The following is a 13751-nucleotide window of genomic DNA, read 5'->3' as shown; positions in this document are numbered from 1 at the left end:
CCGGCGCCTTCTTGGCCGCCTTCGGCTTGGGCAGGGGCAAGGCCTCGGCGGTGGCGCGCAGCAGGCGCCGCAGCGCGTCGGTGTCCTCCAGCGCGTCGGCCAGCAGGTAGTGCGGCTTGGCGCCCGGGTACGGCGGCTGTTCGATCACCTCGTGCAGCAGGCCGCGGCCGGGCGCGGTCGGCTTGAGGAAGACCTGGTTGTCGCACACCAGCGCGACCACCTTGCCGTCCAGGTACAGCGCGTACTCGCCGAACATTTTCTTCGATTCCAACGCCGCGCCCAGCCCGGCCTGGGCGTGCACGTAGTCGATGAAGTCCGCGTCGGTTGCCATGGGTGTCCTCAAGCTTCTTCAGGGAATGCCGTTGCCGCCATGGGCACGATAGCCGGCCCGCGTCTCCAGGCGTGCGATCCAGGCATCGACGGCCGGCAGCACCGGTCGCGCCATCGGCGTCATCCGCCAGCGGTTGGCCGACAGCCCCAGCACGATGTCGGCCAGGGTGAAGTCCGCGCCGGCGACGAAGGCGCCGGTCGTGGCCAGCTGCGCGTCCAGCAGGCCCATCAGCCGGTTCCAGGCCGAGATGCTGGCTTCCACCGCGCCGGCGTCCTGGCTGAGCGGCGCGCGCCGCACCAGCGCCATGAAGGCCGGACGCCACGCGCCGTTGAGCTCGGTGGCCTGCCAGTCCATCCACTGTTCCACCCGCGCCCGCGCCAAGGGTTCGGCGGGCAGCAGGTCGTGACGCCGCTGGCGCGCGGCCAGGTAGCGGCAGACGGTGTTGGATTCCCACAGCACCGCGCTGCCGTCGATCAGTACCGGCACCAGGCCGTTGGGATTGAGCGCACGCAGCGCGTCCGCATCGCCGGGGCCGTCCATCGCGTCATGCGCCAGCGCCAGGTCCAGCTCGTCCGCCAGCCACAGCACCTTGCGCACGTTGATCGAGGTGGGCTTGCCGAGCAGTTTCAACATGGCGTCGCTTCAGTCGCTGGCGATATGCCAGCACACGCCGGCCAGGTCGATCATGTGCACTTCGCGGCCCCAGGGGAAGTCGGTCGGCGTGCCGAGGCGGAAGCCGGGAAAGCGCTGCTCCAGCCCGCGCCCCGCCATTGCGGTCCACCACGCGTCCACGTCGGGCACGACCACGCGCAGCATCAGGTTGTGGGCGACATGGTCGTCGTGGAAGTCCTGCAGGATGAAGGACACCGGGCCGCTGCGGAATCCGCACACATCGCCGGCCTCCCAGTCCTCGACGAAGTCCAGCGCGGCGAACAGGCGCCGGCTGGCGGCGAAATCCGCGCCGCCCGGGACGAAGGGCTGCAACGCGGTCAAGGTGGTGGCCTGCATGTTCGGCTCCGGTCAGGTCGTGGGTAGGGGGATCCCCGCGGCATCCTTGACGGTGCGCAGGACGAAGCTGGAGTTGACGTCGGCCACGCCGGCCTGGGCCAGCAGCCGGTCCAGCAGGAAGCGCGAGAAGTGGTCCAGGTCGCGCACCAGGATGTGCAGCAGATAGTCCATGTCGCCGGTCAGCGCATGGCAGGCGACGACCTCGTCCCAGCTGGTCACGGCGGTGGCGAAGCGCTCGATCGCCGGCTGGTCGTGCTGGGCCAGCTGGACGCGCACGAAGGCCTGCAGGCCCAGGCCCAGCGCGCGCGCCTCCAGCCTGGCGCCGTAGCCGGCGATGATGCCGGCCGCCTCCAGGCGCTGGATGCGACGCAGGCAGGCCGAGGGCGACAGGTTGATGCGCGCGGCCAGCTCGGCGTTGCTGGCGCGGCCATCGGTCTGCAGCAGGGCCAGCAGACGAAGATCCGTGCGATCGAGCGGGCTTTTTGCGTCCATTTGTCGCGCTGCAACATGGTATGACGCAACAAGATTGCGCCCTGGGCGCCAGATCCTGCAACTTTCGCAAGCCCGTTGCGCGCACCTGCAGGTAGCGTGGGAGCCTGCCTTTGCCTCCCGCAGGAGACCGCCATGGACACCACGCCGCGCCGCGTCGAGAACCAGCTCACCGACAAGGGCTATGTGCCGGTCTACACCACGGCCGTGGTCGAGCAGCCCTGGGCCAGCTACAGCGCCGCCGATCACCGGACCTGGGGCCAGCTTTTCGAACGCCAGCGCGCGCTGCTGGTGGGCCGCGCATGCGACGAGTTCCTCGCCGCGCAGGATGCGATGGGCCTGAGCGCGGACGAGATCCCGCGCTTCGACGATCTCAACGTGGTGCTGGGCGCGGCCACCGGCTGGCAGCTGGTGGGCGTGGAAGGCCTGCTGCCGGAGCTGGACTTCTTCGAACACCTGGCGCACCGGCGCTTCCCGGTGACCTGGTGGATCCGGCGGCCCGAGCAGATCGACTACATCGCCGAGCCTGACCTGTTCCACGACCTGTTCGGCCATGTGCCGCTGCTGATGAACCCGCTGTTCGCCGACTACATGCAGGCCTACGGGCGCGGCGGGGTCAAGGCGCATGGCATCGGCCCGCAGGCGCTGGTCAACCTGACCCGGCTGTACTGGTACACGGTGGAGTTCGGCCTGATCGACACGCCGCAGGGCCTGCGCATCTACGGCGCCGGCATCGTCTCGTCGAAGGGCGAGTCGCTGTACTGCCTGGAGTCGGCCGCGCCCAACCGGATCGGCTTCGACCTGACGCGGGTGATGCGCACGCGCTACCGCATCGACGACTACCAGAAGACCTACTTCGTCATCGACAGTTTCGAACAGCTGATCCAGGCCACCGCGCCGGACTTCACTCCGCTCTACGCCGAGCTCGAGCATGCCGAGGCGCTGCCCGCCGGGCGCGTGCTGGATCGGGATCGCGTGTTCCAGCGCGGCACCGGTGAGGGCTGGGCCGACGGCGGGGACGTGTGAGGCGCTGCGAAGCGGAGCGGATACCGCCGCGCTAAGCTCGCTGCATCGGTCCCGGAGGGCGTGGCAATGAAGCGATGGATGCTGCTGCTGGCGTTGTGCTGCGGTGGCGCGGCCGATGCGACCTCGATCGTCCACCTGCCGCTCTCCGAGATCCTGGCCAAGTCCGATCACGTCATCGTCGGCCGCGACGTCGAGGTGGACATGATCGATGGTCAGGGACGGCCGGTCACCGACTTCGAGGCACCCACCCGGCCGGGACTCAGCAACGTCATCCGCTATCGCGTCCATGTCGAGGACGTGCTCCAGACCGACGCGACGCGCGTGCCGGCCGTGCTGGTGATCCCGGAATGGAGTGCCTGGCACAACACGCTCGGCCACGCCAAGGCATCGGCCACCGGCGAGCGGTTCGTGTTCCTGCTCAGCGGCGCCGATTTCCATCCCACCAATGCGGCGCAGTTCCGCTATCGGCTGGATTCGCAGGAGTGGAAGGACCTGAGCCCATCGCCTTGAGCTTCGCGGCACGTGTCGCGTCCGCGCGACAGCGCGCCATCTGCGAGGGTTAGCATCCGGGCCTGTTCCATTGGGCAAGGGAAACGGCGATGCGTTGGATGCAGGTCCTGCTGTTGCTGGTCGTGGCGGTCTCGGCGCAGGCCGCCGAGCGGCCTTCGGCCGAAACCCCCGAAGAGCTCAGACACCGGATCCTGCTGTGGCCGGGTGGCACCGGGCCGGGCTCGGAAGGCGCGCCGGCGCAGCCGACCATCGTCGACCACAGCGACGATCCGGCGGTGCCGGACCGCTCCATCCGCGGCATCCGCGCGCCGTACATGGTCGTCTACCGGCCGGCGCATCCGAACGGCAGCGCGCTGCTGGTGGTGCCCGGCGGCGGCTATGCGCACATCATGATCGACAACGAGGGCAGCGCGCTGGTGCCTGCCTTCGCCGAGCAGGCCGGCATCACCCTGTTCGTGCTGCGCTACCGGCTGCCGGACGAGGGTCATGTCGATGGCCGCAACGCGCCGCTGGCCGATGCCCAGCGCGCACTGCGCCTGATCCGGGCGCATGCGAAGGAGGACGGCCTGGATCCGGCACGCGTGGGGGTGATGGGCTTCTCGGCCGGTGGCCATGTCGCGGCCAGTCTGTCCACGCGCTTCGACGATGCGGTGTACGCGCCGGTGGATGCCGCCGACCGCCTCAGCGCGCGGCCGGATTTCGCGCTGCTGATCTATCCGGTGATCGACATGGGCAATGCCATCGGCCATACCGGCTCGCGCAAGCGCCTGCTGGGCCCGCATCCGGATGCGCAGCTGGTGCACGACTACTCCATGCAGAACCGCGTGAGCGCGCGCACGCCGCCGACCTTTCTGCTGGCCGCGCAGGACGACGACGTGGTGCCGGTACAGAACACGCTGGTGTACGAACAGGCGCTGCTCGGTGCCGGCGTGTCGAGCGAATTGCACATCTTCCCCAAGGGTGGCCACGGCTTCGGCGTGCGTCGCATCCAGGGCCTGCCCCTGGCGGCCTGGCCGCGGTTGGCGGTGGATTGGATGGCCTGGCAGACGGCGCAGGCACAAGCGCGCTGAGAAAAGCTTTTGGCCCCCTCCCTTTCGCCGCAGGCGAAGGGGAGGGATGGGGAGGGGTCGCTCTTCGCGGGGAGCCTTGGGGGCCGGAGATTCACCGCGAAGAGCCCCCCTCCCAGCCTCCCCCTTGCGCTGCGCGCAAAGGGGAGGGGCAGGTCTTGCGAACTGGCGCACCTCGCATGTGGCAGGCGCCGTCCACCCCTCGCACCGCGCGCGCTTTTGCCCCCTCCCTTTCGCCGCAGGCGAAGGGGAGGGATGGGGAGGGGTCGCTCTTCGCGGGGAGCCTTGGGCGCCGTAGATTCACCGCGAAGAGCGCCCCCTCCCAGCCTCCCCCTTGCGCTGCGCGCAAAGGGGAGGGGCGGATCTTGGGCGCTGGCGCACCCCGCATGTGGCAGCGTCGTCCATCTCTCGCACCGCGCGCGCTTTTGCCCCCTCCCTTTCGCCTCAGGCGCAGGGGAGGGATGGGGAGGGGTCGCTCTTCGCGGGGAGCCTTGGGCGCTGGAGATTCATCGCGAAGAGCGCCCCCTCCCAGCCTCCCCCTTGCGCTCCGCGCAAAGGGGAGGGGCGGGTCTTGCGAACTGGCGCACCTCGTGTGTGGCAGGCGCCTTACACCTCTCGCACCGCGCGCGCTTCTTGCCTCCTCCCTCTCTTGCACGGGTTGGGACTGGCGCACTTCGCGCTGGTGGGGAGAGGCGCGAACAGCGTGTCGGGTCGCGCGGGCCTTCGCGCGTGGCCTGCGGGTGAGGCGGTAGGCTGGTGGCCCCGTGCGTCGCTTCGGTTGTGCTTCTTGAATCCCTCTGCGCTTTACCCCGCCTTCCTGTTCGATATGGATGGCACGCTGTTGACATCGATCGCCGCCGCCGAGCGCGTGTGGACGCGCTGGGCGCTGCGGCATGGCCTGGACCCGGCCACGTTCGTGCCGACCATCCACGGCGCGCGGGCCATCGACACCATCGCTGGCCTCGGCCTGCCGGGCGTGGATGCGCAGGCCGAGGCGGAAGGCATCACGCGCGATGAGATCGCCGACGTCGAGGGCGTCGCGCCCATCGCCGGCGCGGCGGCGTTCATCGCGGGCCTGCCGGCCACGCGCTGGGCGGTGGTGACCTCGGCGCCGCGGGCGTTGGCGCTGCGCCGCATGCAGGCCGCCGGCCTGGCGCCGCCGGCGGTGCTGGTCACTGCCGAGGACGTGGTCCACGGCAAGCCCGATCCGGCCGGCTATCGCCTGGCCGCGGCGCGGCTGGGCGTGGCCGCCGAGGACTGCCTGGTGTTCGAGGACGCGCCGGCCGGCATCGCCGCGGCCGAGGCCGCCGGCGCGGACGTGCTGGTGATCCAGGCCGCGCATGCATCCGCTGGAGACGCCGCACCGGCAGGTGCGCGACTACCTGGCGCTCCAGGCGCGCGTGACGCCCGACGGCCTGCAGTTGCTGGACGCCGGCTGACGCGCCACGCCGCTACCGGGCCGCCCTAACCCGGCGTTCACGGTGCTGACCGGAGGATCCTGCGAACCCCGTTCCTGTTCTGAACAGGGGATCTGCCGGATACGACCGATGCGCCCCAATGCCGATGAGCTGTTCGACGAACTGGCCCAGCTTGACCTGACCCTGGACGCGATCGCGGCCTGCGCCGGCAGCGCCAACCTGGCCTTGCAGCAGGCACTCCAGCGCCACGTGCGCAGCCTGCGCATCTTCCTGGACATGGACGCGGCGGCGGTGCTGCATGACGTCGCCGAGGCGGCCCAGCGTCTGCTCGAAGCGAACGAGCCGCGCGTGCTGGAAACCGCCCAGCGCGACCTCGCCCGCATGCGCGCCCTGATGGACGCGATGCTGCGACGTCAGGCCGGGCAGCAGGCCACGGCCGCCTGAAGCGGCCCGCGGCGCTCCGGAGAGCGGTCTCCATTTCGGCCAACGCCGGGGCAGACCGCCCGCGCTAATCCTCCAGGAACGCGGCGCGGTGACGCCGCACCCAGGCCGTGACATCGGTGCGTTCGAGATCCGCCAGCGGGAAGGGGGACGGACCTGATTGGGTGAGGATCGCGTCGGCCTCATCCGGAAAGGAGGCGAAGTAGCGGAACTTGGACGCGATCCGCGCGCCCATGCCAGCGCCCAGGGCGGCCTCCACCTCCTGCTCGAATGCATCGACCGGCTGCGCCCGGTAGACGACAGGCCGGCCCAGCCCCTCGCTCAGGCAGGCCGCCAGCGCGGGCCCGTCCAGGTCGCGCGCGCCGCCGATCCGGTAGTCGCCCGTCGCGCCGCTTCCCAACAGGGCGACGGCAGCGCGCGCGCAGTCGTCGGCCGAGGTCCAGGCGATGCGCTGGGTGGCCGCGATCGGGGGCGAGAACACGCCGTCCTCGACGATCTCCCTGCGCGCCGACGGCTTGAGCAGGTTGTCCAGATACATTGTCGGACGCACGCACGCGAACGACAGCCCCGCCTCGCGCAGCGCCGCTTCCACCCGCGCATTGCCAACGAAGCTCGGTTCGGCGCAGGGCGCCGGGCGGCTCGCGCTGGCGAGCTTCAGCACCACCGCACCCACGCCGGCCGCGACGGTCGCCTGTGCCGCGCGCCGCGCCTGCGCCACCATGGTGTCGGACGGGCCGGTGGGAATCTGCAGCACCACGGCATCCACGCCGACGCTGGCGGCGCGCAAGGCGTCCAGATCGTCGAGGTCCGCCTCGACGGTTTCGACGCCGCTTACGGACGACCAGACGGTGTGGGCGCGGCGACGCACCATGGCGCGCACGGCGAAGCCACGCGCGAGCGCGGCCCGCACGACGGCGCTGCCCTGAACGCCGTTGGCGAGATAGACGAGCACGCGGTGCATTGGGGGATCGGAAAAGCGCATCGATTCGACTCCTGCAGGGGGGCCTGATGGAACCGGATCGCGAGCGATGGCACCGAACAGGCCCGCAAGCGCACAAGGGCGCGGGACTGTCGGGGGCGCACACCGTGACGGTGTGGCCAGAGCTTTCCTCGGGGAGAGAAAAGGGCTTGGGCCTACCCAGACCAAGCGCTGCCATTTCGACCGGCGCAGTCTAGCAGCCGCACAGCGGCCCACGTCATCTCCGCCTGTGTTCAGGCCGTCAGTGCGTGGTATCGCGCAGGTCCTGGCCCAGGCGGCGATAGAGGGTGCTGCGGCTGATGCCGAGCTTGCGCGCGGCGCGGGTGACGTTGCCTTCGCAGTCGGCCAGGGCCTGGCGCATCGCGGCTTCGGCCAGGGCGTCCAGGTCCTGCGCGCTGGCCGGGGCGGCGAGCGCGGCCGGGGCGACGGGCAGCGCCGGACGCTGGATGTGCAGGTAGGAGGGCAGCATGTCCGCGCCGATGGTCTCGCCCGGTTCGCTGAGCGCCACCAGGGTGCGCAGGCAGGCGCTGAGCTGGCGCAGATTGCCGGGCCAGTCGTAGCTGGCCAGCAGCGCGTGGGCGTCGTCGGTCAGGCGCCGGCCCTGGCCCAGGCGCTGCCAGAGCGCGCGCACCAGCCCGGCGCGATCGCCGTGTTCGGCCAGCGCGGGGATGCGCACGGTGTGGTGGGCGATGCGGTAGTACAGGTCGGGGCGGAAGCGGCCCTCGGCGATGGCCTGGTCCAGCTCGCGGTGGGTGGCGCAGATCAGGGCGAAGTCCAGCTTGACCGGCTTGCCGCCGCCCAGCGGCAGCAGCTCGCGCTCCTGCAGGACGCGCAGCAGCCGCGGCTGCAGCGCCAGCGGCATGTCGCCGATCTCGTCCAGGAACAGCACGCCGCCATCGGCCTGGCGCAGCAGGCCGGGGTTGCCGTGCTTGCGCGCGCCGGTGAAGGCGCCGTCCTCGTAGCCGAACAGTTCGGCCTCGATCAGGCCTTCGGGCAGGGCGGCGCAGTTGACCGCGACGAAGGGCCGGCCGGCGCGCGCGCAGCGGCGATGCAGTTCGCGTGCGAAGACTTCCTTGCCGGTGCCGGTCTGGCCCTGCACCAGCACGGGCAGGCCGGCATCGAGCACGCGCCGGGCGCGCGCCAGCGCGGCGTCCTGCTCGGCGTCGAACAGCGGCGCGTCGCTGGCCTGCGGGTCGACGGCGGCCGAGACGGTGATCGGCGGCCGCGCGGCCGGGCGCCGGGCACGGGCCTGGCCGTCCTCGACGCGGCCGTGCAGCGCGCGGCCCTGGCGGTCGAGCAGCACGCCGTCGTCGCGCAGCCGGCTGGGCGCGTCGGCGAACAGGCCGGTGTAGGAAGCGCGGCCCAGTTCGCCGCGCTCCAGGCCGAACAGCTGCAGGCCGGCCTGGTTGGCGGCCACCAGTTTGCCGTTGCGGAAGGCCAGCAGGCCCTCGCGCGCGGTGCCCAGCAGCGCCGGGTCGCGGTGCAGGCGCAGCAGCTCGGCATCGGGGATGCCGTCGTCGAAGTAGCGATGCTCGATGCTGGCCACCGCCATCCGCGCCAGCCCCAGCGCGTGCATGTGCGAGACGCGCGCGTCGCCGGAGATGTCCAGCACGCCGATGCGCGTGCCGTAGGGATCGAAGATCGGCGTGGCCGAGCAGCTCAAGATGCCGTGCGGGGCCAGGTAGTGCTCGCCGCCGTGGACGACCACCGGGCGGCCTTCGACGATGGCCGTGCCGATGGCGTTGGTGCCGACCTGGGCCTCGTTCCAGCAGGCGCCGGGCATCAGCGCCACGCGGCCGGCGCGATCGAGGAAGCTGGCGCTGCCCTCGGCATCGAGGATCCAGCCGTCCTCGTCGGTGAGGATGACGATGCTGCCGGTGGCCGCCGCGTCGGAGGACAGCAGCTCCAGCTCGGCGCGCGCCAGGCGCCAGAGTTTTTCGTGGCGCTCGCGCATCTCGCTCAGGCGGGCGGCGCTGACCGGCTCGATCTGCGGCGCGCCCTGCGCCGGCAGGCCCAGGCGCTGGCAGCGCACCCAGGAGCGCAGGATGGTGTCGGGCACCTTGCCCACCGGCGCGCCGCCGTGTTCGAAGAACGCGCGGCGTGCGGCGCCCAGGGCGCGATCCGAAGCAGTCAGCGGCTGTGCCATTCCCAACTCCTCAAGGTGTCGCATTTTGCGACAGCGCAACGGGGCGATGTCCCAATAAACATCACAGCGCGTCGACGCTTGCAACGGGTGGACGTGGTGCGCCGCAACAGCCGCGGGGCATGAAACTCGGCCCGCCGCGGCCCAGGGTCGTGACGCGGCGCAGCACCGCGTTTTTGGCATCGGGCTTGCGCTATTGGGCACACCCATTGGGCGACACACACCCCGCACTAGGAGAACGCCATGAACGCCGTCACCAGCACCAAGCCGATGTCCACCGACCCGCAGTCCATCTTCAAGAAGCGCTACGCCAACTTCATCGGCGGCGCGTGGGTCGAGCCGAAGAGCGGCCAGTACTTCGACAACATCACGCCGGTGACCGGCAAGGCCTTCACCCAGATCCCGCGCTCCAACGCGCAGGACGTGGACGCCGCGCTGGATGCCGCGCATGCCGCCAAGGACGCCTGGGGCGCCACCTCGCCGACCGAGCGCGCCAACATCCTGCTGAAGATCGCCGACCGCATCGAGGCCAACCTCGAGCTGCTGGCCTACGCGGAGACCTGGGACAACGGCAAGCCGATCCGCGAGACGCTCAACGCCGACGTGCCGCTGTGCGCCGACCACTTCCGCTACTTCGCCGGCGTGCTGCGCGCGCAGGAAGGCAGCATCTCGGAGATCGACAAGGACACCATCGCCTATCACTTCCACGAGCCGCTGGGCGTGGTCGGCCAAATCATCCCGTGGAACTTCCCGCTGCTGATGGCGTGCTGGAAGCTGTCCCCGGCGCTGGCTGCGGGCAACTGCGTGGTGCTCAAGCCCGCCGAGCAGACCCCGGCCTCGATCCTGGTGCTGATGGAAGTCATCGGCGACCTTCTGCCGCCGGGCGTGCTCAACGTGGTCAACGGCTTCGGCCTGGAAGCGGGCAAGCCGCTGGCCTCCAGCCCGCGCATCGCCAAGATCGCCTTCACCGGCGAGACCACCACCGGCCGGCTGATCATGCAGTACGCCTCGCAGAACCTGATCCCCGTGACGCTGGAGCTGGGCGGCAAGTCGCCCAACATCTTCTTCGCCGACGTGATGGCCGAGGACGACGATTTCCTGGACAAGGCGGTGGAGGGCTTCGTGCTGTTCGCCTTCAACCAGGGCGAGGTCTGCACCTGCCCCTCGCGCGCGCTGATCCAGGAATCGATCTACGAGAAATTCATGGAGAAGGTCATCGCCCGCGTGGAGGCGATCAAGCAGGGCAACCCGCTGGACCCCAACACCATGATCGGCGCGCAGGCCTCCGGCGAGCAGTTGGAGAAGATCCTGTCCTACATCGATATCGGCAAGCAGGAAGGCGCCGAAGTCCTCACCGGCGGTGCGCAGAACAAGCTGCCGGGCGAGCTGGAGGGCGGCTTCTACGTCAAGCCGACCGTGTTCAAGGGCCACAACAAGATGCGCATCTTCCAGGAGGAGATCTTCGGGCCGGTGGTGTCGGTGACGACCTTCAAGGACGAGGCCGAGGCGCTGGCCATCGCCAACGACACGCTCTACGGCCTGGGCGCCGGCGTGTGGAGCCGCGACGCCTCGCGTCTGTACCGCATGGGCCGCGCGATCCAGGCCGGCCGCGTGTGGACCAACTGCTATCACGCCTACCCGGCGCATGCGGCCTTCGGCGGCTACAAGCAGTCGGGCATCGGCCGCGAGACGCACAAGATGATGCTCGACCACTACCAGCAGACCAAGAACCTGCTGGTGAGCTACTCGCCGAAGAAGCTCGGCTTCTTCTGACCGGTTGGAAGGATCGCATCGCACCTCCCCGCGTCGGGATGCGATCCATCGCCGCGGTGCGCCGACCTGACCCCAGGCCGGCGCGCCACGGCCCCTGCAACCGCGCTCAAGGAGCTCCACATGGCCGTCTGCAACGACGACCAGCGGCGAAGCGGTGTCCGGCAGATGCCGGCCGCTGCCCGTCCTCGCACCCCGTCTTCCACCCCTTGCCCGCAGCGGATGCCGTCGCGGCGCGCGCTGAGCCGTGCGCTGGCGCTGGCCCTGCTTGGAGCCTGCCCCGCCCTCATGCCCGCGCTGGCCGCCGACACCGCCACACCCGGCATCACCACGCTGCCCACGCTCGACGTGGTCGGCGTGACGCCCAATGGCGATGCCACGCTGCCGGCGGACAAGTCGCCCTATCCGGTGCGTGGGCTGGATGCGGACCAGCTGGACCGGATGACCTCGGTCGACCTGACCGAGGCCATGGATCGCCAGGTGGCCGGCATCAGCCTCAACAGCGTGCAGGGCAATCCGCTGCAGCCGGATGTGCAGTTCCGCGGCTTCACCGGCTCGCCGCTGCTGGGCATCGCCCAGGGCATCGCGGTCTACCAGGACGGCGTGCGCGTCAACGAGGTCTTCGGCGACACGGTCAACTGGGACCTGCTGCCGCAGCAGGGCATCGACCGGCTGGACGTGGTCACCGGCGCCAATCCGGTGTTCGGTCTGAACACGCTGGGCGGGGCGATCGTGCTGCGGTCCAAGAACGGCTTCGACGATCCGGGCACGGCGCTGTCGTATGAGGCCGGCTCGTTCGGCCGCGAGGTGGCCAGCGTCGAGTCCGGCGGCAACAACGGCACGCTGGGCTACTACGTGCTGGCCGACCATCTGTACGAGCAGGGCTGGCGCGATCTCTCGCCCACCCACGCCCGCCAATACATGGCCAACTTCGGCTGGCGCGGCGAGCGCGCCGCGCTGGATCTGGATCTGGCCAAGGCCAGGACCAATCTCACCGGCAACGGCGCGCAGTCGATCCAAGCCATGCGCCGCGACTACGCCAGCATCTTCACCGCGCCGGACCAGACGCAGAACGACCTGACCCAGGCCAGCCTGCACGGCCGCTACGACATCGCCGACGACCTGGTGCTGAGCGCGATGGCCTACCAGCGCACGGTCAAGACGCGCTCGTTCAACGGCGACACCAGCGATGCGGAAGCCTGCGAGGACGATCCCGCCTTCCTGTGCGAGGACGAGGACGACCAGGGCCAGCAGGCCTTCGTCACCGACCAGAACGGTGATCCGGTCTCCTCCGAATACGATGCGGTGAACAACATCGGCCACCGCCGCCAGCGCGCGCATGGTGGCAACGTGCAGCTGGTGTTCTCGCGCCCGCTCGGCGGCCACGACAACCAGCTGGTGCTCGGCGGCGACTGGCTCAGCGGCAACGTGCGCTATTCCAGCATCGTCGCGCCGGCGGTGCTGCTGGAGGACCGCAGCACCTCGCGCGATTCGGGCCTGCAGATTCCCGATGAGGCGCTGGACGTGTTCGCCAGCACACGCACCTACGCCTGGTACGCCACCGACACCTTCAGCCTCACCGACGCGCTGGCGCTGACCGTCTCGGCCCGCTACAACCACACCCGCACGCGCATCGCCGATCGCTCGGGCGAGAACCCGGACCTCAACGGCGAGCACGTGTTCTCGCGCCTGAATCCGGCCGCGGGCCTGGCCTGGAAGTTGAGCACTTCGCTCACCGCCTATGGCAGCTACAGCGAGTCCACCCGCGCGCCCACGCCGGTGGAACTGACCTGCTCGGACGAGGACGCGCCGTGCAAGCTGCCCAACCAGTTCGTCGCCGATCCGCCGCTCGACCAGGTGGTGGCCAAGAGCTGGGAGGCCGGCCTGCGCGGCCGCGGCGCCGGCGTGCAGTGGCAGGCGGGCGTGTTCCGCACCACCAGCCATGACGACATCCTGTTCCAGGCCGTCGGCGGGGCGACCTCCAACGAGGGCTTCTTCGCCAATGTCGGCGACACCCGCCGCCAGGGCCTGGAGCTGTCCGCACAGGGCCGCCTGGCGGGCGACCGGGTGGAGTGGTCGGCCAGCTACGTGTGGCTGGATGCGACCTACCAGGACGGCTTCACCGAGAACGCGGTCCACAACCCGCAGGCCGACGCCGACGGGCAGATCACCGTGCAGCGCGGCGATCGCATCCCGGGCCTGTCGCGGCACCAGCTCAAGGCCGGGGTCGAGTTCGCGCTGAGCGACGCCCTGCGCATCGGCATCGATGGCCAGTACCGCAGCAACCAGTACCTGCGCGGCGACGAGTCCAACCAGCTCGCACCGCTCGGCGGCTATGCGCTGTTCGGCCTGCACGCGCGTTGGGACGTGACCCCGCGCCTGCAGCTGAGCGCGCGCATCGAGAACCTCACCGGCAAGCGCTACGCCAGCTTCGGCACGTTGGGCGAGCCGGGCGACGTCTTCCCCGGGGATTCCGATCCCCGGTTCCTGGGGCCGGGCGCCCCGCGCGGTGGCTGGGTCGGGGCCCGCTACCGCTTCTAGTCCACCGCATCCCCAAGGCAACCCATTA

General features: G+C 70.5%; 12 protein-coding genes and 1 pseudogene. 7 read left to right on the top strand and 6 right to left on the bottom strand.

From position 1 onward, the window contains the following. Nucleotides 1-52: 52 nt before the first annotated feature. The 4 genes and pseudogenes from QE438_RS18935 to QE438_RS15070 all read right to left on the bottom strand — a co-directional run. A pseudogene (locus tag QE438_RS18935) lies at nucleotides 53-331 on the bottom strand (TfoX/Sxy family protein); the annotation flags it as partial. A gap of 18 nt (nucleotides 332-349) precedes the next feature. Beyond that, a complete protein-coding gene (locus QE438_RS15080; protein WP_306994538.1) occupies nucleotides 350-964 on the bottom strand; it encodes a glutathione S-transferase N-terminal domain-containing protein in 615 nt (204 codons plus the stop codon). A gap of 9 nt (nucleotides 965-973) precedes the next feature. Further along, on the bottom strand, nucleotides 974-1339 hold the full coding sequence (locus QE438_RS15075; RefSeq protein WP_306994540.1) for a glyoxalase: 366 nt from the start codon (nucleotides 1337-1339) through the stop codon (nucleotides 974-976). 12 nt (nucleotides 1340-1351) lie between these two features. Then, nucleotides 1352-1831, bottom strand: coding sequence for an Lrp/AsnC family transcriptional regulator (locus QE438_RS15070; protein WP_306994541.1), 480 nt, complete (start codon nucleotides 1829-1831; stop codon nucleotides 1352-1354). A gap of 132 nt (nucleotides 1832-1963) precedes the next feature. Here QE438_RS15070 and phhA point away from each other — a divergent pair, with 132 nt between their 5' ends. The 5 genes from phhA (at nucleotide 1964) to QE438_RS15045 (ending at nucleotide 6293) form a co-directional block, all read left to right on the top strand. Continuing rightward, on the top strand, nucleotides 1964-2854 hold the full coding sequence (gene phhA, locus QE438_RS15065; RefSeq protein WP_130524090.1) for a phenylalanine 4-monooxygenase: 891 nt from the start codon (nucleotides 1964-1966) through the stop codon (nucleotides 2852-2854). 66 nt (nucleotides 2855-2920) lie between these two features. Beyond that, nucleotides 2921-3364: a hypothetical protein gene (locus QE438_RS15060; RefSeq protein WP_306994543.1), complete on the top strand. Its 444-nt coding sequence runs from the start codon at nucleotides 2921-2923 to the stop codon at nucleotides 3362-3364. Between the two features lie 98 nt (nucleotides 3365-3462). Beyond that, entirely contained in the window at nucleotides 3463-4434 is a 972-nt protein-coding gene (locus tag QE438_RS15055) for an alpha/beta hydrolase (RefSeq protein WP_306996262.1), read from the top strand. A gap of 385 nt (nucleotides 4435-4819) precedes the next feature. Further along, nucleotides 4820-5899 (top strand): HAD-IA family hydrolase, encoded by a 1080-nt coding sequence (locus tag QE438_RS18930; protein WP_343228802.1) that lies wholly within the window; start codon nucleotides 4820-4822, stop codon nucleotides 5897-5899. A 79-nt stretch (nucleotides 5900-5978) separates the two neighbouring features. Beyond that, nucleotides 5979-6293, top strand: a complete 315-nt coding sequence (locus QE438_RS15045) for a hypothetical protein (RefSeq protein WP_306994545.1) — start codon at nucleotides 5979-5981, stop codon at nucleotides 6291-6293. A gap of 64 nt (nucleotides 6294-6357) precedes the next feature. Here the strand turns inward: QE438_RS15045 and QE438_RS15040 are convergent, their stop codons facing one another. Together QE438_RS15040 and QE438_RS15035 are read right to left on the bottom strand one after the other, a co-directional pair. After that, entirely contained in the window at nucleotides 6358-7272 is a 915-nt protein-coding gene (locus QE438_RS15040; RefSeq protein WP_306994546.1) for an NmrA family NAD(P)-binding protein, read from the bottom strand. A 238-nt stretch (nucleotides 7273-7510) separates the two neighbouring features. Further along, nucleotides 7511-9415, bottom strand: coding sequence for a sigma-54-dependent Fis family transcriptional regulator (locus QE438_RS15035; RefSeq protein WP_306994548.1), 1905 nt, complete (start codon nucleotides 9413-9415; stop codon nucleotides 7511-7513). 240 nt (nucleotides 9416-9655) lie between these two features. Here QE438_RS15035 and adh point away from each other — a divergent pair, with 240 nt between their 5' ends. Further along, nucleotides 9656-11185, top strand: a complete 1530-nt coding sequence (gene adh, locus QE438_RS15030) for an aldehyde dehydrogenase (RefSeq protein WP_130532266.1) — start codon at nucleotides 9656-9658, stop codon at nucleotides 11183-11185. 285 nt (nucleotides 11186-11470) lie between these two features. Further along, nucleotides 11471-13723, top strand: coding sequence for a TonB-dependent receptor (locus QE438_RS15025; protein ID WP_306994550.1), 2253 nt, complete (start codon nucleotides 11471-11473; stop codon nucleotides 13721-13723). Nucleotides 13724-13751: the final 28 nt, after the last annotated feature.

Source organism: Pseudoxanthomonas sp. SORGH_AS_0997 (genome assembly GCF_031453535.1).
GTDB lineage: Bacteria > Pseudomonadota > Gammaproteobacteria > Xanthomonadales > Xanthomonadaceae > Pseudoxanthomonas_A > Pseudoxanthomonas_A winnipegensis.
Note: the sequence above shows the minus strand (reverse complement) of the source record. Positions and strands in the feature narration are given on the sequence as shown.

Excerpts from the sequence above, each read along its gene's own strand:
- QE438_RS15060 (WP_306994543.1), top strand. The coding sequence starts at position 2,921 with ATGAAGCGATGGATGCTGCTGCTGGCGTTGTGCTGCGGTGGCGCGGCC.
- QE438_RS15025 (WP_306994550.1), top strand. The coding sequence starts at position 11,471 with ATGCCCGCGCTGGCCGCCGACACCGCCACACCCGGCATCACCACGCTG.
- QE438_RS15075 (WP_306994540.1), bottom strand. The coding sequence starts at position 1,339 with ATGCAGGCCACCACCTTGACCGCGTTGCAGCCCTTCGTCCCGGGCGGC.
- QE438_RS15035 (WP_306994548.1), bottom strand. The coding sequence starts at position 9,415 with ATGGCACAGCCGCTGACTGCTTCGGATCGCGCCCTGGGCGCCGCACGC.
- adh (WP_130532266.1), top strand. The coding sequence starts at position 9,656 with ATGAACGCCGTCACCAGCACCAAGCCGATGTCCACCGACCCGCAGTCC.
- QE438_RS15040 (WP_306994546.1), bottom strand. The coding sequence starts at position 7,272 with ATGCGCTTTTCCGATCCCCCAATGCACCGCGTGCTCGTCTATCTCGCC.
- QE438_RS15045 (WP_306994545.1), top strand. The coding sequence starts at position 5,979 with ATGCGCCCCAATGCCGATGAGCTGTTCGACGAACTGGCCCAGCTTGAC.
- phhA (WP_130524090.1), top strand. The coding sequence starts at position 1,964 with ATGGACACCACGCCGCGCCGCGTCGAGAACCAGCTCACCGACAAGGGC.
- QE438_RS15070 (WP_306994541.1), bottom strand. The coding sequence starts at position 1,831 with ATGGACGCAAAAAGCCCGCTCGATCGCACGGATCTTCGTCTGCTGGCC.
- QE438_RS15055 (WP_306996262.1), top strand. The coding sequence starts at position 3,463 with ATGCAGGTCCTGCTGTTGCTGGTCGTGGCGGTCTCGGCGCAGGCCGCC.
- QE438_RS15080 (WP_306994538.1), bottom strand. The coding sequence starts at position 964 with ATGTTGAAACTGCTCGGCAAGCCCACCTCGATCAACGTGCGCAAGGTG.